Here is a 17,152-nt window from a genome sequence, read left to right as displayed (position 1 = left end):
ACCCTTGCAGGTGTGACCACGCCCGCTCTCGACGTCGTCGGGCTGGGAAAGAGCTACTCCGGGCGAGCGGTTGTGGACGACCTGTCGTTCCGCGTGCGGGCCGGCAGCGTGCTCGCGCTGCTGGGCCCCAACGGCGCCGGCAAGACCACCACCGTCGAGATCTGCCAGGGCTTCCGCAGCCCGGACGCCGGCAGCGTGCGGGTGCTCGGCCTCCCGCCCCGGGACCCGTCGCTGCGGCCCCGGGTGGGCGTCATGCCACAGATCGGCGGCGCCTATCCGGGGCTGCGCTGCGCCGAGATGCTCCGCCTCGTCGCCGCCTACGCGGCCCACCCGCTCGACCCGGACGACCTGCTGGCCCGGCTGGGGCTGCTCGAGGTGGCCCGCACGCCCTACCGCCGACTGTCCGGCGGCCAGCAGCAGCGGCTGTCGCTCGGGCTGGCCATCGTCGGCCGGCCCGAGCTGGTCTTCCTCGACGAGCCGACGGCAGGGCTGGACCCGCAGGCCCGCCGGAGCACCTGGGAGCTGGTCGAGGCGCTGCGTGCGGACGGCGCCACGGTCGTCCTCACCACCCACCTGCTCGACGAGGCCGAGCGGCTGGCCGACGACGTGGTGGTCGTCGACCACGGACGCGTCGTCGCGGCCGGGACCGTCACAGAGCTCACCTCGCGGGGCACGACCGGTCAGCTGCGCTTCCGCAGCGTCCCCGGGCTCGACCTCGACCAGCTGCTGCTGGCGCTGCCTCCCGGCTGCGCCGCGAAGGAGTCGCCGGCGGGGCAGTACCTCGTCGAGGGGCCGCACGGCGGCGCCATCGATCCGCAGCTGCTGGCCACCGTGACCGCGTGGTGTGCCACCCACGGCGCCATGGCCGCCGACCTGCGGGTCGAGCAACGCAGCCTCGAGGACGTCTTCCTCGAGCTCACCGGGACGGCGCTGCGGACATGAGCGTGGACAGGTGACCTGGCAGACCGGTGAGTTCGCCCCGCGCCCGGGCGCGGCATCCCTTGCCCGGATGCTCGCGGCCCAGACGGCGGCCGAGCTCAAGCTCGTCCTGCGCAACGGCGAGCAGGTGCTGCTGAGCCTGGTCGTCCCGCTCGGGCTGCTCGTCGTGCTGGTCACGGTGCCGTTCATCCCGGTGGAGGGCCCGCGGGCGAACTTCTTCGTCCCGGGCGTGCTGGCGCTGGCGGTGATGTCGACCGCCTTCACCGGCCAGGCGATCGGCGTCGGCTTCGAACGGCAGTACGGCGTGCTCAAGCGGCTGGGCGCCACTGCCCTCCCACGACCGGTGTTGCTGGTCGCCAAGACGCTGACGGTGCTCGCGATCGAGCTGCTCCAGGTCACGCTGCTCTGCGGCGTCGGGCTGGCGCTGGGCTGGGATCCCGCCGGGTCGGTGCTGGCAGTGCTGGCCCTGGTCGTCCTCGGCACTGCCGCCTTCAGCGGCCTGGGGCTGCTGCTCGGCGGGACCCTGCCCGGCCTCACCACGCTGGCCGTGGCCAACCTGCTCTGGTTCGTCCTGCTCGTCCTCGGCGGGGTGCTGTTCCCGGTCTCGGCCTTCGGCGCAGCCGCGCCGCTGCTGTCGCTGCTGCCGACGGCGGCGCTGTCGACCGGGCTGCGCGACGTGCTGGTCGACGGTGCGGCGCTGCCGCTGCTGTCGCTCACGGTGCTGACCGGCTGGGCGGTCGTCTCGCTGGCCGCGGCCAGCCGGCTGTTCCGCTGGGAGTAGGCGGCTGAACGTCACCGCGTCCTAGGCTTGTCCCGTGCCTCCCCGCCCGGCCCCGCGCACGGTGCGCCGGCTCGCCCTCGCGAGCGTGCTGGCCAACAGCGCGATCGTCGTCACCGGCGGAGCCGTCCGGCTGACCTCCAGCGGCCTGGGCTGCCCGACCTGGCCGCGCTGCACGGCCGACAGCTACACGCCGACGGCCGAGTACGCCCTGCACGGCGTCATCGAGTTCGGCAACCGGTTGCTGACCTTCGTCCTGCTGGCCGTCGTGCTGGCGACCACCGTCGCGGTGTGGCGGCAGCGCCCGGTGCGGCCCGGGATGCGCCGCCTGGCGGTGCTCGTCCTGCTCGGCATCCCGGCGCAGGCACTTCTCGGTGGCATCACGGTCCTCACCGGGCTCAACCCGTGGACCGTGATGGGCCACTTCCTGCTGTCCACGGTGCTCATCGCGCTGGCCGTCGTGCTGCACCAACGCGCCCGCGAGGGTGACCTGCCGCCCCGGTCCCTGGTCGGCCCGCCGCTGCGACGGCTCGGCTGGGCCCTGCTCGTGGTCGTCGCCGCCACCCTGGTGGCCGGCACCGTCGTCACCGGCAGCGGCCCCCATTCCGGCGACGCGGCCGCGGGCCGTACCGGGCTGGACCCCGAGGCGGTCAGCCAGCTGCACGCCCATCTCGTCTTCCTGCTGGTCGGGCTCACCGCCGCCTTCTGGGCCGCGCTCAGGGCCACCGGCGCTCCGTCCCGGCCGATGGGCATCCTGCTCGCGGTGGAACTCGCGCAGGGCCTGCTCGGCTTCGTGCAGTACCTCACGGGCCTGCCGGTCGTGCTGGTGGCGCTGCACCTGGTCGGGGCCTGCGCGGTCGTCGTCGCGGCCGTCCATGCGGTGCTCGCGCTGCGGGACCGGGGCCGACCGGTCGGACCACCTTCAACGGATCCTGCGCGCGGCCAGGTGGACGGTGGTCCCCCGTCGGCGCGTCGTACGGCCGACACTCCCGCGACGGCGAAGGCCACCGGCAGGGTCGGCACGAGGTAGACAGGTTCAAGATCTTCGGAACATCCACAGCCCCCTGGTCTTGGGGATCTTCCGAAGATCTTGCTCATGGCGGGGTGCTCCGGGCAGGCACCGACATATCGGTCAGAGCAGCGCGTCGACCGCCACGGCGACGAACAGCAGGGCCAGGTAGCTGATGGACCAGTGGAACAGCCGCATCGGATTGGCCTCGCCGCCGCTGCGGACCCTGCTGCGCAGCAGGTGCGCCTCGCGCAGGAAGACCGCGCCCAGGAGTACGGCGCCGACGGCGTAGACGGGGCCGGAGGGACCGAGCGGGGCCACCAGGAGCAGCGACGTGCCGACCATCGCCCAGGAGTAGGCGACGATCCGGCCGGCGACGACGGACGCGGAGGCGACCACCGGCAGCATCGGCACGGCCGCGGCGGCGTAGTCCTCGCGGAAGCGCATCGCCAGCGCCCAGAAGTGCGGCGGGGTCCAGAAGAAGATGACCAGGAACAGCACGAGCGCCGGCCAGGCGACGGTGCCGGTGACGGCGGACCAGCCGATCAGCACCGGCATGCAGCCTGCGGCCCCGCCCCACACGATGTTCTGTGAGGTCCGCCGCTTGAGCAGCATCGTGTAGACGACGACGTAGAAGGCGATGGCCGTGACGGCGAGCACCGCGGACAGCAGGTTGGTCGTCACGGCCAATCCGACGAACGACAGGACGCCGAGCACCAGGCCGAACACGAAGGCGTTGAACGGCGGCACCGTGCGCTGCGCGAGCGGCCGGCTGGAGGTGCGGTCCATGACCACGTCGATGTCGCGGTCGTAGTAGCAGTTCAGGGCGTTCGCGCTGCCGGCCGCGAGCGAGCCGCCGGTCAGGGTCGCGAGCACCAGCCCCAGGGAGGGCATGCCCTGCTCGGCCAGCACCATGGTCGGGACGGTCGTGACCAGCAGCAGTTCGATGATGCGCGGCTTGGTGAGGGCGACGTAGGCGCCCACGGTGGCCCGCAGTCCGGCCTCACGTCCGCGGCCCGGGACCGCCGTGGCGGCGGTCTGGTCCGCGAGGGTCGTCACGGCGCCGAGTCTACCGACGGGCCCGCGGCCCAGCCTGCCGGGCCGGGGCGGCAGCGGGTTGACGGCTACCCGCCGGGGAACCGCTGGGTCTAGGGTCCGTGGATCACCGTTCCCGCCGCCCGCCCCACCGACGAAGGCGACAGCAGCCATATGACCGCTTCTCAGACCGATGCCCGCCAGCTCGAGTGGACCGACCTCGACCGCGCCGCCGTGGAGGTCTCGCGCGCTCTCGCGATGGACGCCGTGGAGGCCGCCGGTTCCGGCCATCCCGGAACAGCCATGAGCCTCGCGCCGTCTGCCTACCTGATCTACCAGCGGCTGCTGCGGCACGACCCGAGCGACCCGGACTGGACCGGCCGCGACCGGCTCCTGCTGTCCTGCGGCCACACGAGCCTGACGCTCTACGTCCAGCTGTTCCTGTCCGGATACGGCCTGACGGTCGACGACATCGCCCACCTGAGGCAGTGGGGCTCGCTCACCCCGGGCCACCCGGAGCACGGTCACACGCCAGGCGTGGAGGTCACCACCGGGCCGCTCGGGCAGGGCGTCGGGAACGCCGTCGGCATGGCGATGGCGGCGCGCTACGAGCGCGGACTGCTCGATCCCGAGGCGCCGGCCGGTCAGAGCCCGTTCGACCACACGATCTGGTGCATCGCCTCGGACGGCGACCTCGAGGAGGGCGTCAGTGCGGAGGCCTCGTCGCTGGCCGGCCACCAGCGCCTCGGCAACCTCGTGGTCCTCTACGACGACAACCACATCTCCATCGAGGGCGACACGCAGACCGCGTTCAGCGAGGACGTCGTGGCCCGCTACGCCGCCTACGGCTGGCACACGCATCGGGTCGAGGACGGCAACGACGTCCAGGAGGTGTACGCCGCGCTCACCGCGGCCCGGGCGGAGACCGACCGGCCGTCCTTCGTCTCGATGCGCACGATCATCGGCTGGCCCGCGCCGAACCTGCAGAACACCGGCAAGGCGCACGGCGCGGCGCTGGGCGAGGAGGAGGTGCGGCTGACCAAGCAGGCGATCGGCTTCCCGGTGGACGCCAAGTTCCACGCGCCCGACGAGATCGTGCAGCACGCCCGTCAGGTGGTCGAACGCGGCCGTGCCGCCCGTGCCTCCTGGCAGGAGCAGTACGACGCCTGGGCCGCGGCGAACCCGCAGCGCAAGGCGCTGCACGAGCGGATGCAGGCCCGCCGGCTGCCCGACGGCTGGGCCGCAGCACTGCCGTCGTTCGACGCCGACCAGAAGGGGATCGCCACCCGCAAGGCCAGTGGCGCGGTGCTGGCCGCGCTGGGCGAGGTCGTCCCCGAGCTGTGGGGGGGCTCCGCCGACCTGGCGGAGAGCAACAACACCACCATCGAGGGGGCGGCGTCGTTCCTGCCGGAGGGCAACCCGCTGAAGGGTGCCGACCCGTACGGCCGGACACTGCACTTCGGCGTCCGTGAGCACGCCATGGGTGCGGTGATGAACGGCATCACGCTGCACGGCGGCACCCGCGTCTACGGCGGCACCTTCCTGATCTTCAGCGACTACATGCGCGGCGCCGTCCGTCTGGCCGCGCTCATGAAGCTGCCGGTCACCTACGTCTGGACGCACGACTCGATCGGGCTCGGCGAGGACGGGCCGACGCACCAGCCGATCGAGCAGCTTGCCTCGCTGCGCGCGCTACCGGGGCTGGACGTGGTGCGGCCCGCCGACGGCAACGAGACCGCCGTGGCCTGGCGGACGATCCTCGAGACGACCGACCGGCCGGCCGGTATCTGCCTGACCCGGCAGAACGTCCCCACCTTCGACCGGAGCGTGTTCGCGTCCGCCGAGGGCACGGCGAAGGGCGCGTACGTCCTGCGGGATGCGAGCAACGGCGCCCCGGAGGTGCTGCTCGTCGGCACCGGCTCGGAGGTGCAGATCTGCGTCGCCGCACAGGAGATACTGGAGGCCGAGGGCGTCCCGACCCGCGTCGTGTCGATGCCGTGCGTCGAGTGGTTCCGGGCCCAGGACGAGGCCTACCAGCGCGGCGTGTTCCCCGCCGACGTGAAGGCCCGTGTCTCGGTCGAGGCGGCGGTGTCGCAGGGCTGGCACGAGTGGGTGGGCGAGGCCGGTGAGTGCGTGGCGCTCGAGCACTTCGGGGCGAGCGCGCCCTACACGGTGCTCTTCGAGCAGTTCGGGATGACCGCCGAGCGCGTCGTCGCTGCAGCGCGATCGTCGCTGTCGAAGTTGGGCAGGACGACCAACACCGACTAGCTCTGGAGCTGCCCTGATGTCTGCTCTGACCGACCTGACCTCGGCGGGCGTCGCCGTCTGGCTCGACGACCTGTCCCGCGACCGGCTGCGCACGGGGAATCTCGCGGACCTGGTCCGGGAGAAGGAGGTCGTCGGCGTCACGACCAACCCCTCCATCTTCCAGAAGGCGCTCTCGGACGGCGCGGCGTACGACGACCAGGTGCGTGACCTCGCGCTGCGCGGCACCGACGTGGGCGAGGCGGTGCGGATGCTGACCAGCTACGACGTGCGGTGGGCCTGCGACGTGCTGCGCGAGGTCTACGACCGCACCGACGGGGTCGACGGCCGGGTGTCGATCGAGGTGGACCCGAGGATCGCGCAGGACACCGCCCGCACCGTCGCGGAGGCGAAAGCCCTGTGGTGGCTGGTGGACCGGCCGAACCTCTACATCAAGATCCCGGCCACCCGGCCGGGCCTCCCGGCGATCACGCAGGTCCTGGCGCAGGGCATCAGTGTCAACGTGACCCTCATCTTCTCGCTGGAGCGCTACGACGCCGTGATGCAGGCGTTCCTCGACGGCCTGGAACAGGCGAAGGCCGCCGGGCACGACCTGTCGCGGCTCGGGTCCGTGGCGTCCTTCTTCGTGTCACGGGTGGACAGCGCGATCGACGGACAGCTCGACGACGGGGCCGCGCTCCGCGGCACGGCGGCCATCGCCAACGCCCGGCTGGCGTACGCGCACTACGAGCAGGTGTTCAGCAGCGACCGGTGGAGGGCGCTCGAGCAGGCCGGCGCCCGGCCGCAGCGCCCGCTGTGGGCGTCCACCGGGGTGAAGGACCCGGCCTACGACGACACGCGGTACGTCGTCGAGCTGGTGGCTCCCGGCACGGTCAACACGATGCCGGAGGCGACGCTCGAGGCGGTCGCCGACCACGGAGTCGTGCGCGGCGACACCGTCACGACGGCCTATCCCGAGGCGCAGCAGGTGCTCGATGACCTCAAGAGCGCCGGGATCGACTACGACGAGGTCGTGCGACAGCTGGAGGAGGAGGGCGTCGCGAAGTTCGAGGACGCCTGGAACGCGCTGATCGAGTGCGTCACCGAGCAGCTGGAGCAGGCGGGTGCGGACGTGGCGGCCGACGGCGGGACCGTTCCCGCCGGCAGCGGACCCGCCGCGGGTTCGACGCAGAGCGGCAGCGAGTGAGCCAGCCGCGTGCCGGCGAGCCGGTCACCGCAGCCGGGTTCACGGTCCGTACGTCCGGCGCGTCCCTGCTGGAGGCGGCCGGCCGGGTGCTGGCACAGGCGCACGACGCGGGCCTGGCGCAGGCGCTGGTCGACAAGGACGCCACCCTGTGGGGTCCTGAGGCCACGCCCGAGGCCAGCGTGCGGCTCGGCTGGCTGGAGGTCGTCGAGCCCGGCCGGGCGCTGGTGCCGAGGGTGCTGGCCCTGCGCGACGAGCTGCGCGCGGAGGGTGTCGACCGGGTCGTGCTCTGCGGCATGGGCGGGTCCTCCCTGGCCCCCGAAGTGATCTGCAGCACGGCCGGCGTGCCGCTGGTCGTGGTCGACACCACTGATCCGGGGCAGGTCCGGTCGGCCTTCGTGGAGCTCGAGCGCACCGTCGTCGTCGTGTCCTCGAAGTCCGGCGGGACGATCGAGACCGACAGTCACCGGCGGGCTGCGCGGGCGGCTTTCGAAGCGGCCGGGCTGGACCCGTCGCAGCGGATCGTCGTCGTGACCGATCCGGGCTCGCCGTTCGAGCAGGCCTCGAAGCAGGAGGGGACCCGGGCGGTGTTCCTCGCCGACCCCGACGTCGGTGGCCGCTACTCCGCCCTGACGGCCTTCGGCCTGGTGCCCGCCGGCCTGGCCGGGGCCGACCTCGCCGGCCTGCTCGACGAAGCCGCCGCCCTGCAGCCGGCCCTGTCCGCCGACTCCCCCGCGCTGTCGCTCGGCGCCGTGCTCGGCGGCGGCGCCGTCGCCGGCCGGGACAAGCTGGTGCTCGCGCCGGCGCCCGGGCTGGTCGGCTTCGGTGACTGGGTGGAGCAGTTGGTGGCCGAGTCGACCGGCAAGGAGGGCAAAGGGCTGCTGCCCGTCGTCGTCGAGGCGCCGGACGCGCCGGGGACCGAGCCGTCCGCCGACAGCCAGCTGGTCGTCGCCGGAGCGGCAAAGACGCAGGGACCTGCTGTCGGGAGCACGGTCACCGGGCCGCTGGGCGCGCAGTTCCTTGCCTGGGAGTACGCGACAGCGGTAGCCGGCTGGGCGTTGCGCATCAACCCGTTCGACCAGCCGAACGTCCAGGAGAGCAAGGACAACACCGGCGCGATCCTGGACGGTGCGCCGTCGGCCGTACGCCCGCCGCTGTTCAGTGCGGACGGCGTAAACGTGTTCGCGACGGGCGACCTGCTGGCCGGCGTCGACACCCTCTCGGGGGCGCTCGCCGCGCTGCTGGCAGCTGTGCCCGAACGCGGCTACCTCGCCGCGATGGCCTACCTGGACCGGCAGGCCGACGCCTCGGCAGCGCAGTTGCGGGCGGTCCTGGCCCGGCGGCTGGCGCATCCGGTCACCTTCGGCTGGGCCCCTCGTTTCCTGCACTCGACCGGGCAGTTCCACAAGGGCGGGCCGCAGACCGGGGTCTTCCTGCAGATCACCGGAGCCGTGGCCCACGACCTCGAGGTGCCCGGCCGGCCGTTCACGTTCGGCGGCCTGCAGGCCGCCCAGGCGCTCGGCGACCTGCGGGCCCTGGACTCCCGCGGCCGGCCGGTGCTGGCGCTGCACCTGACCGACCGTGCGCAGGGGCTCCGCGCGCTGCTGGCGGCGGCCGGCGGCCGATGACCTCCACCGGGCCGAACCCGCTGCGCTCCCCCGGCGACCGGCGGCTGCCACGCGTCCCGGGGCCGTGCGTCCTGGTCGTCTTCGGGGTGACCGGCGACCTGGCCAGGAAAAAGCTGATCCCGGCTGTCTACGACCTGGCCAACCGCGGACTGCTGCCGCCGGGCTTCGTGCTGCTCGGCTTCGCCCGCCGCGACTGGGGTGACGGCGACTTCGAGCAGCTGGCCCGCTCGGCGGCCGAGAAGGGCGCCCGTACCGAATTCCGCGAATCGACCTGGCACCGACTGCAGGACGCCATCAGGTTCCTGCCGGGCAGCTTCGACGACGATGCGGCGTTCGACCTGCTCGCCCGCACGCTGCGGGAGCTGGACGCCACTCACGGGACGCAGGGCAACGCGGCGTTCTACCTGTCGATCCCGCCGGCGGCGTTCCCGACGGTGCTCAAACAGATGCAGCGCACCGGCATGTCCGACAACCGGCAGTCAGGCGGCTGGCGGCGGGTCGTCGTGGAGAAGCCGTTCGGGTACGACCTGCCGTCGAGCCAGGCCCTCAACGGCCTGGTGGACGACGTCTTCACCGCCCAGGACGTCTTCCGCATCGACCACTACCTGGGCAAGGAGACAGTCCAGAACCTGCTGGCGCTGCGCTTCGCCAACACCCTGTTCGAGCCGATCTGGGGCAGCCACTTCGTCGACTCGGTCCAGATCACGATGGCCGAGGACGGCGGCATCGGCGGCCGCGCCGGCTTCTACGAGCAGACCGGTGCGGCCCGCGACGTCCTGCAGAACCACCTGCTGCAGCTGCTCGCGCTCACCGCGATGGAGGAGCCGGTCGGCTTCGACGCCGAGAGCCTGCGCACCGAGAAGCGCAAGGTGCTCGGCGCGCTCAAGCCACCGGCCGACCTGGCGGCCTACACCGTCCGCGGTCAGTACGACCAGGGGTGGCTGGCGGGCGAGCGGGTCAAGGGCTACCGCGCCGAGGAGGGGGTCGCCGGGGACAGCCGCACCGAGACCTATGCCGCGGTCCGGCTGGAGGTGGAGACGCGGCGCTGGGCGGGCGTGCCGTTCTACCTGCGTACCGGCAAGCGGCTCCCGAGGCGGGTCACCGAGATCGCCGTCGTCTTCCACCGGGCACCGCACCTGCCGTTCGCCAAGACCGACACCGAGAAGCTCGGCGCCAATCAACTGGTCGTGCGGGTCCAGCCGGACGAGGGCGTGACGCTGCGCTTCGGTTCCAAGGTGCCCGGCACCACGATGGAGGTGCGCGACGTGGCGATGGACTTCCAGTACGGCGAGGCCTTCACCGAGGCCAGCCCGGAGGCGTACGAACGGCTGCTGCTGGACGTGCTGCTCGGCGACGCGTCGCTGTTCCCGCGCAACGAGGAGGTCGAACAGAGCTGGCAGGTCATCGACCCGATCGAGCAGTTCTGGGCTGAGCAGAACGCGCAGGGCGGCGAGCCCCACCTCTACCGCGCCGGCGAGTGGGGGCCGCGGGCCGCCGAGCAGATGTTGGCCCGCGACGGCCGGGTCTGGAGGCGACCTTGACGACTGCGTCGTGCCGGAGGCACACATGACGACTGCGTCGTGCCGGAGGCACGCATGACGACGCTCTGGGACACCACCGGCACGGCCGTGGTCAAGGCGCTCGCGGCCGAGCGGCGGCAGGCCGGCTCGGTCTCGAGTGGGCTGGCGCTGACCCTCGTCGTCGTCGTCGAGGAGAGCAAGGTCGAGCAGGCCGAGCAGGCGGCCACGCGGGCCGCCGCCGCGCACCCGTGTCGGCTGATCATCGTGGTGCGGCGCCGGCCGGACGCGCTGGAGGCCCGGCTCGACGCCGAGGTCCTCATCGGCGGCCGCCTCGGGCCCGGCGAGGCGGCCGTGCTGCGGATGTACGGACGGCTGGCCCTGCATGCCGAGTCCGTCGTGCTGCCGCTGCTCGCGCCGGACGCCCCCGTCGTCACGTGGTGGTACGGCCAGCCGCCGCACCGCATCGCCCACGACCCGCTGGGCGTGCTGGCCGATCGGCGTGTGACGGACACCTCGCTGGCGGCGGATCCCCTCGCCTCGCTGGCCCAGCGGGCCCAGGACTACGCCCCGGGTGACACCGATCTGGCCTGGACCCGCGCGACACTCTGGCGGGCGCTGTGCGCCGCCGCCTTCGACTCGGTGACCTCGGCCGCGCAGCGGGCAGAGGTGCACGGGGAGCCGGAGGACCCCACGCGGGCGCTGCTGGCGGGCTGGCTGGCGTCGCGGCTGGGGGTGCAGGCCTCGCTGGTCGACAGCGACGGCCCCGGCATCACCGGTGTGTCCCTCGCGCTCGAGGACTGCGAGGTCCGGTTGAGTGCGGGTGACGGGCAGACGGTGACGCTGCGCCGCAGCGACCAGCCCGATCGGACGCTGCCGCTGGAGCGCCGCGGGCTCGGTGACCTGCTGGCCGAGGAGCTGCGGCGGCTCGACGCCGACGAGACCTACGCCGCGGCGCTGGCTGCAGCGACCGGTGTCGGCGGGCTGTCGGACCGGCCGGCGATCCGCACCCACGTCTGGCACGACCCCAGCGACGCGGGTGATCCGGACCCGGCGCTGACGACCTCGTGACGTCCGCCCCCACCGTGGTGGTGGTCGCCGACCCGCAGGTGCTGGCGGCGGCGGTGGCCGCCCGGCTGCTCACCCGGCTGGTCGACGCGCAAGCGCTACGCGGCTCGGCCTCGGTCGTGCTGACCGGCGGCGGTGTGGGGATCGCCGCGCTCGACGCCGTGCGCCGTTCCGGGGCACGGCAGGCGGTGGACTGGCGCCGGGTCGACATCTGGTGGGGTGACGAAAGGTACGTGTCGGCCGACGACCCCGAGCGCAACGAACGGCAGGCGTGGGAGGCCCTGCTCGACGCGCTCGACCTGGACCCGGCGCGCGTGCACCCGATGGGAGCGCTGGGCGGGCCGGACGGGCAGGACGCCGACGCCGCGGCGGCGCGTTACGCCGACGAGCTGCGCCGGGCCGCGCCGCCGGACCACGAGATCCCGCCGTTCGACGTGCTGCTGCTCGGGATGGGTGCGGAGGGTCACACCGCCTCCATCTTCCCGGAGTCGCCGGCGGCCCACGACGACCGGCTCGTCGTCGGCGTGCACGGCTGCCCGAAGCCGCCCCCGACCCGGATCACCCTGGGCTTCTCCGCGCTCGGGGCCGCGCGGGAGGTCTGGATGGTGGTGGCGGGCGCGGAGAAGGCCCCGATGGTCAGGATGGCGCTGGGTGGCGCGGGGCGGGTGGGGGTGCCGGCCGCCGGCGTGACCGGCCGCGCAGCGACGCTGTGGCTGCTGGACGAGGCCGCGGCGGCCGACCTGCCGCGGGAGCTGCGCCGCCGCTGACCAGGGTCAGCGGTTGCCGCGGAGCTTGGCGAGGGCCTCGGCCAGGATCGCCTCGCCGTCCTCGACGTTGCGGCGCTCGCGCACGTAGGCCAGGTGCGTCTTGTAGGGCTCGACCTTCGTCTGGGCCGGCGGGTTGTCCTTGTCCTGGCCGGCCGGAAAGCCACACCGCCGGCAGTCCCAGGTGTCGGGAACGGACGCGTCGTCGGCGAACGAGGGGCGCGTCTCGTGCGCATTGGCACAGTAGAAGGCGATGCGCCGCCGGGGCGCGGCCTCGCCGCGCTCCGCCTCGCCCATCGGACCGGCGCCCACCCGGCTGCCCCTGATCGCGTTGCCACCTGCCACGGACTGCTCCTCGCTCGAAATTGATGCTGCTGGTGGGGTTGCCGCTCTACAGGGGCGCGGCGGCCGGTGTCTCCTTGAGCAGCAGGCCCAGGGCGATGATGCAGACCACCCAGACCAGCCCGCACACGATGGTCAGCCGATCCAGGTTCTTCTCCACGACGGCGCTGCCGCCGAGCGAGGAGGAGACGCCACCGCCGAACATGGTGGACAGGCCGCCGCCCTTCCCCTTGTGCAGCAGGACGAGCACGATGAGCAGGATGCTCGTGATCGTCAGGAGGATGGACAGGAAGGTCACCACGGTCTGGCTCCGTTCGGGGCGGTGCGTAGGCAGGTCGAGGGGGGAGCACTCAGGATAGCCGGGCGGGCCCTCCCGGCGGGTCGGTTCAGCTATCCGCCGACCACCTGGACGGCCTCGGCGAAGTGGCAGGCGGCCGGGTGGCCCTGACCGCGGTCGGTCAGCTCCGGCGGGTCTGTGGCGCACAGCTCCTGCGCCTTCCAGCAGCGGGTCCGGAAGCGGCAGCCGGACGGCGGGTTCGCGGGGCTGGGTACGTCGCCGGTCAGCATGATCCGCGTCTTGTGCGCCCGCGCCACCGGGTCGAGCACCGGCACCGCCGACAGCAGGGCCTGGGTGTACGGGTGGGCCGACTTCTCGTAGATGTCGTCCTCCGTGCCGATCTCGACGATGCTGCCGAGGTACATCACGGCGACCCGGTCGCTGATGTGCCGGACGACCGACAGGTCGTGGGCGATGAAGACGTACGCCAACCCGAAGTCGCGCTGGAGCTCCTCGAGCAGGTTGACCACCTGCGCCTGCACCGACACGTCGAGAGCGGAGACCGGCTCGTCGCAGACGATGATCTCGGGTTGCAGCGCCAGGGCCCGGGCGATGCCGATGCGCTGACGCTGTCCTCCGGAGAACTGGTGCGGATAGCGGTTGACGAAGTCGGGGTTGAGGCCGACCCGGGCCAGCAGCTCGCGGACCTGCCTCTGCCGGTCGGCCTTGCGGACCACGTCGGGGTGGATCTCCCACGGCTCGCCGACGATGTCACCGACGGTCATCCGCGGGTTCAGCGAGGAGTACGGGTCCTGGAAGATGATCTGGATGTTGCGGCGGAGCCGGCGCAGCTCCTTGCCGGACAGGCTCGTGACGTCGGTGCCCTTGTAGAAGATCCTGCCGGCGGTCGGCTTCTCGAGCTGCATGATCAGCTTGGAGACGGTGGACTTGCCGCAGCCCGACTCGCCCACCAGGCCGAGTGTCTCGCCGGCGTCCAGCGTGAAGCTCACGCCGTCGACGGCGCGCACCTGGCCGACCGTCTTCTTGAAGACGATGCCCTGCGTCAACGGAAAGTGCTTGACCAGGCCCTCGACCCGCAGCAGCGGCTCACCGCCGGCCGCGCCCGGCACGGTCGTCGTCGCTGTCTCAGTGGTCACCCAGCACCTCTTCGGCGTAGTGGCAGGCGCTGCGGCGGCCGGGGACGACCTCGAGCAGCGGGGGCAGCGCCGTCGGGCAGTAGTCGGTGGCGCGCGGGCAGCGTGGATGGAACGGACAGCCCGCGGGCAAATCCGCCAGGTTCGGCGGCGCACCGACGATCGGGTTGAGCCGCTGGCCCTTCTGGTCCACCCGGGCGATCGACGCCATCAGGCCCTCGGTGTACGGCATCGCGGGCGCCGCGAACACCGCGTCGGTAAGGCCGGTCTCGACGATCCGCCCCGCGTACATCACCGCGACCCGGTCGGCGATCTCGCCGACGACACCGAGGTCGTGCGTGATGAGGATCAGGCCCATCCCGGTCTCCTGCTGGAGGCCGGTGAGCAGGTCCATGATCTGCGCCTGGACGGTCACGTCGAGCGCGGTGGTCGGCTCGTCGGCGATCAGCACCGCCGGGTCCAGCGCGATCGCCATGGCGATCATGACGCGCTGGCGCATGCCACCGGAGAACTGGTGCGGGTAGTCTCCGACCCGTTCTTTGGCCGACGGGATGCGCACCCGGTCCATCAGCTCGATCGCGGCCTTCTTCGCGTCGGCCCGGGAGGCGCCCCGGTGCCGGCGGAACATCTCGCCGATCTGGGCGCCGACGGTGAAGACCGGGTTGAGCGAGGACAGCGCGTCCTGGAAGACGATGGAGATCTCCTCGCCCCGGATGTCGCGCTGCTCCCTGGCGCCCATGGTCAGCAGGTTGCGACCCTTGTAGCGGATCTGCCCGCCGGTGACGAAGCCGGGCGGCGAGTCGAGGATGCCCATGATCGCCTGGGCGCTGACGGACTTGCCGCAGCCGGACTCGCCGAGGATCGCGAGCGTCTCGCCGGCGGCGAGGGTGTAGCTGATGCCGTTGACGGCGTTCACCACGCCGTAGTCGGTGCGGAACTCGACAGAGAGGTCGTCCACCTCGAGCAGCGGTGCGCCGCTGTCGGGGGCGCCCTCGGGAACGGCCAGAGCACTCGTCATGTCACCGCAGCTTCGGGTCGAGGGCGTCGCGCAGCGCGTCACCGAGCAGGATGAAGGACAGCACGGTCACGGACAGGAAGATGCTGGGGAAGAAGATGATGTGCGGTGCGGTGCGGATGAGCCGCTGTCCCGAGCCGATCTGCAGCCCCCAGGAGATCGCGGGCAGCTGCAGGCCTATGCCGAGGAAGGACAGCGTCGCCTCGGCGGCGATCACACCGCCGATGAAGATCGTCGCGTAGACGAGGACCGGGGCGATCGCGTTGGGCAGGATGTGCCGCAGCAGGATGCGGGCGTCACCGGCGCCCATCGCACGCGCCGCTAAGACGTAGTCGGTCTCCCTGATCGAGATGACCGTCGACCGGAACAGGCGCAGGAAGGTCATCCACGACAGCGCGATGAGCGCGAGACCCACCTGCAGCAGTCCACGGTCGGCGAAGACGTTGAGGATCAGGATCGCGCCGAGGATCAGCGGGAGGCCGTAGACGACGTCGGTGATGCGCGCGATGAGCGTGTCGAACCAGCCGCCGAAGTAGCCGGCCAGGCCGCCCAGGACGACGCCGATGACCATCGCGCCTCCCATGACGAACACGCCGATGATCATCGAGACGCGCGCACCGTGGATGACGTTGGAGTAGTAGTCGCAGCCGAAGATGTCGTAGCCGAACCAGGCACCGTTGGTGCCGGGACCCTGCTTGGAGTTCGACAGCTGGCAGTTCTCGATGGGGCCGACGCTCGTGAACAGCCCCGGGAAGGCAGCCATCACGGTCAGGATGCTCAGCAGGAAGGCGGCGATCAGGAAGAGCTTGTTGCGCCGCAGCTCCCGCCATGCGTCGGACCACAGGCTGGCCTGTCGCAGGTTCTCGGTCGTCTTCGGCAGCTCCGAGTCGCGACTGACCGAGCTCGGCGGGATGGTCTCGTCGCCCACGCCGACGCTGCGGCGCTGGCCGGACTCGTCGTCGACGATCAGGCCGTGCTCGGTGGCCTCCTCGTCCTTGCGGTACCGGTCACTCATAGCGGATCCGGGGGTCGAGGGCCGCGTAGAGGACGTCGACCACGAGGTTGAAGAAGATGTAGACGAAGACGAACAGCGTCACGATGCCGACGACGACGGTGCCCTCTTGCGTCTGGATCGCCTGGAAGACCGCGCGACCGAGACCCGGGATGTTGAAGATGCCCTCGGTGACGACCGCGCCGGACAGCAGCGTGCCCAGATCGGCCCCGAGGAAGGTGACCACCGGGATGAGGCTGTTGCGCAGGGTGTGCTTGCCGACCACCGTCGCCGGGCTCAGTCCCTTGGCCCTGGCGGTGCGCACGTAGTCGTTCCGTAGGTTCTCGACGAGCGACGTGCGGGTCAGGCGGGCGACATAGGCCAGTGACAGGGCGGCCAGGACGAAGCCCGGCAGGATATAGCCCTTGAAGCCGTCGGCGACACCGGCGATGGGGAAGATCCCGAGCCGCAGGCCCAGCGCGTACTGCGCCAGGAAGCCCAGCACGAAGACCGGGATCGACACGATGAGGGTGGTGGTGACGAGCACCAGGTTGTCGAAGAACGACTTCTGCCGGATGCCGGCCAGCACGCCGGCCAGCAGCCCGAAGATCGCCTCGAACGCCAGCGCCACCAACGCGAGCTTCACCGTCACGAGGGCGCTGCGCTCGAGGATGTCGGAGACCGGTCGGCCGCTGAAGTCGGTGCCGAGGTCGCCCTGGGCGAGGTTCCCGACGTATTTGCCGTACTGCACCAGCAGCGGGTCGTCGAGGTTGTAGCGGTCCCGCAGCTCCTGCTGCACCGCCGGCGAGATCGGGCGGTCCCCGCCCAGCGCCCGGATCGGGTCGCCGGGCAGCGCGAACACCATCGCGAAGATGAGGAACGACGCGCCGATCAGGACCGGTATCGCCAGCAGCAGGCGGCGCACGATGTAGCGGGCCATGACCCTCCAGATTCCCGGGACCCCTACCTGCCCCCGGCGGGTGGCCGGACCAGCTAGGACGAGCAGACACCGAGCGCGGTGGCGTTCGGCTCGGACGAGCAGCGGCAGCCCCCGGGCAGACCGCCGGAAGCCTAGGTCACGAACGCCGCCGACGGGCAGCCCGACCACGACGACGCGCCGCGGCGCACAGGAACGGCGTGCCACCGGCGCAGAGCGCCGTGCGACACGCCGTTCCCGGCCCGGGGGG

The 17,152-nt window shown here is 72.2% G+C and carries 16 protein-coding genes; 9 read left to right on the top strand and 7 right to left on the bottom strand.

The genetic code is table 11. The features are described 5' to 3' along the window. Positions 1-12: 12 nt before the first annotated feature. From WD794_12810 to WD794_12800, 3 genes are read left to right on the top strand one after another with little or no spacing between them, the layout of a single operon-like run. The gene (locus tag WD794_12810; protein ID MEX2291193.1) at positions 13-942 is read left to right on the top strand and encodes an ABC transporter ATP-binding protein; all 930 of its coding nucleotides are present in this window, start codon (positions 13-15) and stop codon (positions 940-942) included. A 10-nt stretch (positions 943-952) separates the two neighbouring features. After that, positions 953-1,720: an ABC transporter permease gene (locus WD794_12805; GenBank protein ID MEX2291192.1), complete on the top strand. Its 768-nt coding sequence runs from the start codon at positions 953-955 to the stop codon at positions 1,718-1,720. A 34-nt stretch (positions 1,721-1,754) separates the two neighbouring features. Continuing rightward, positions 1,755-2,747, top strand: a complete 993-nt coding sequence (locus WD794_12800; GenBank protein ID MEX2291191.1) for a COX15/CtaA family protein — start codon at positions 1,755-1,757, stop codon at positions 2,745-2,747. Between the two features lie 102 nt (positions 2,748-2,849). On the opposite strand, the gene WD794_12795 is transcribed toward WD794_12800, so the two are convergent. Further along, a complete protein-coding gene (locus WD794_12795) occupies positions 2,850-3,785 on the bottom strand; it encodes a heme o synthase (GenBank protein MEX2291190.1) in 936 nt (311 codons plus the stop codon). Positions 3,786-3,935: 150 nt separating this feature from the next. Here WD794_12795 and tkt point away from each other — a divergent pair, with 150 nt between their 5' ends. From tkt to pgl, 6 genes are read left to right on the top strand one after another with little or no spacing between them, the layout of a single operon-like run. Beyond that, complete coding sequence (tkt, locus tag WD794_12790) at positions 3,936-6,029, top strand: transketolase (GenBank protein ID MEX2291189.1); 2,094 nt, start codon at positions 3,936-3,938, stop codon at positions 6,027-6,029. A 16-nt stretch (positions 6,030-6,045) separates the two neighbouring features. After that, the gene (gene tal / locus WD794_12785) at positions 6,046-7,212 is read left to right on the top strand and encodes a transaldolase (protein MEX2291188.1); all 1,167 of its coding nucleotides are present in this window, start codon (positions 6,046-6,048) and stop codon (positions 7,210-7,212) included. After that, positions 7,209-8,837 carry a glucose-6-phosphate isomerase gene (locus tag WD794_12780; protein ID MEX2291187.1) on the top strand — a complete coding sequence of 543 codons (1,629 nt, stop codon included), beginning with the start codon at positions 7,209-7,211 and terminating at the stop codon, positions 8,835-8,837. The genes tal and WD794_12780 overlap by 4 nt, the downstream gene beginning before the upstream one ends. Next, complete coding sequence (zwf, locus tag WD794_12775; protein ID MEX2291186.1) at positions 8,834-10,378, top strand: glucose-6-phosphate dehydrogenase; 1,545 nt, start codon at positions 8,834-8,836, stop codon at positions 10,376-10,378. Before WD794_12780 ends, zwf begins: the two co-directional genes overlap by 4 nt. 54 nt (positions 10,379-10,432) lie before the next feature. Continuing rightward, a complete protein-coding gene (locus tag WD794_12770; protein ID MEX2291185.1) occupies positions 10,433-11,425 on the top strand; it encodes a glucose-6-phosphate dehydrogenase assembly protein OpcA in 993 nt (330 codons plus the stop codon). Beyond that, on the top strand, positions 11,422-12,189 hold the full coding sequence (gene pgl / locus WD794_12765; GenBank protein MEX2291184.1) for a 6-phosphogluconolactonase: 768 nt from the start codon (positions 11,422-11,424) through the stop codon (positions 12,187-12,189). Before WD794_12770 ends, pgl begins: the two co-directional genes overlap by 4 nt. 6 nt (positions 12,190-12,195) lie before the next feature. On the opposite strand, the gene WD794_12760 is transcribed toward pgl, so the two are convergent. The 6 genes from WD794_12760 to WD794_12735 all read right to left on the bottom strand — a co-directional run bounded on the left by WD794_12760 (position 12,196) and on the right by WD794_12735 (position 16,905). Further along, positions 12,196-12,531, bottom strand: coding sequence for an RNA polymerase-binding protein RbpA (locus WD794_12760; GenBank protein MEX2291183.1), 336 nt, complete (start codon positions 12,529-12,531; stop codon positions 12,196-12,198). Between the two features lie 46 nt (positions 12,532-12,577). After that, entirely contained in the window at positions 12,578-12,829 is a 252-nt protein-coding gene (gene secG / locus WD794_12755; protein MEX2291182.1) for a preprotein translocase subunit SecG, read from the bottom strand. A gap of 89 nt (positions 12,830-12,918) precedes the next feature. Continuing rightward, entirely contained in the window at positions 12,919-13,962 is a 1,044-nt protein-coding gene (locus tag WD794_12750) for a dipeptide ABC transporter ATP-binding protein (GenBank protein ID MEX2291181.1), read from the bottom strand. Beyond that, positions 13,952-14,977: an ABC transporter ATP-binding protein gene (locus WD794_12745; protein MEX2291180.1), complete on the bottom strand. Its 1,026-nt coding sequence runs from the start codon at positions 14,975-14,977 to the stop codon at positions 13,952-13,954. Before WD794_12745 ends, WD794_12750 begins: the two co-directional genes overlap by 11 nt. 1 nt (position 14,978) lies before the next feature. Then, positions 14,979-15,989, bottom strand: coding sequence for an ABC transporter permease (locus WD794_12740; GenBank protein MEX2291179.1), 1,011 nt, complete (start codon positions 15,987-15,989; stop codon positions 14,979-14,981). Continuing rightward, positions 15,982-16,905 carry an ABC transporter permease gene (locus tag WD794_12735; GenBank protein ID MEX2291178.1) on the bottom strand — a complete coding sequence of 308 codons (924 nt, stop codon included), beginning with the start codon at positions 16,903-16,905 and terminating at the stop codon, positions 15,982-15,984. The genes WD794_12740 and WD794_12735 overlap by 8 nt, the downstream gene beginning before the upstream one ends. Positions 16,906-17,152 lie beyond the last annotated feature (247 nt).

Source organism: Mycobacteriales bacterium, from assembly GCA_040902655.1.
Lineage (GTDB): Bacteria > Actinomycetota > Actinomycetes > Mycobacteriales > SCTD01 > SCTD01.
This window is presented reverse-complemented; position numbering and strand designations above follow the sequence as displayed.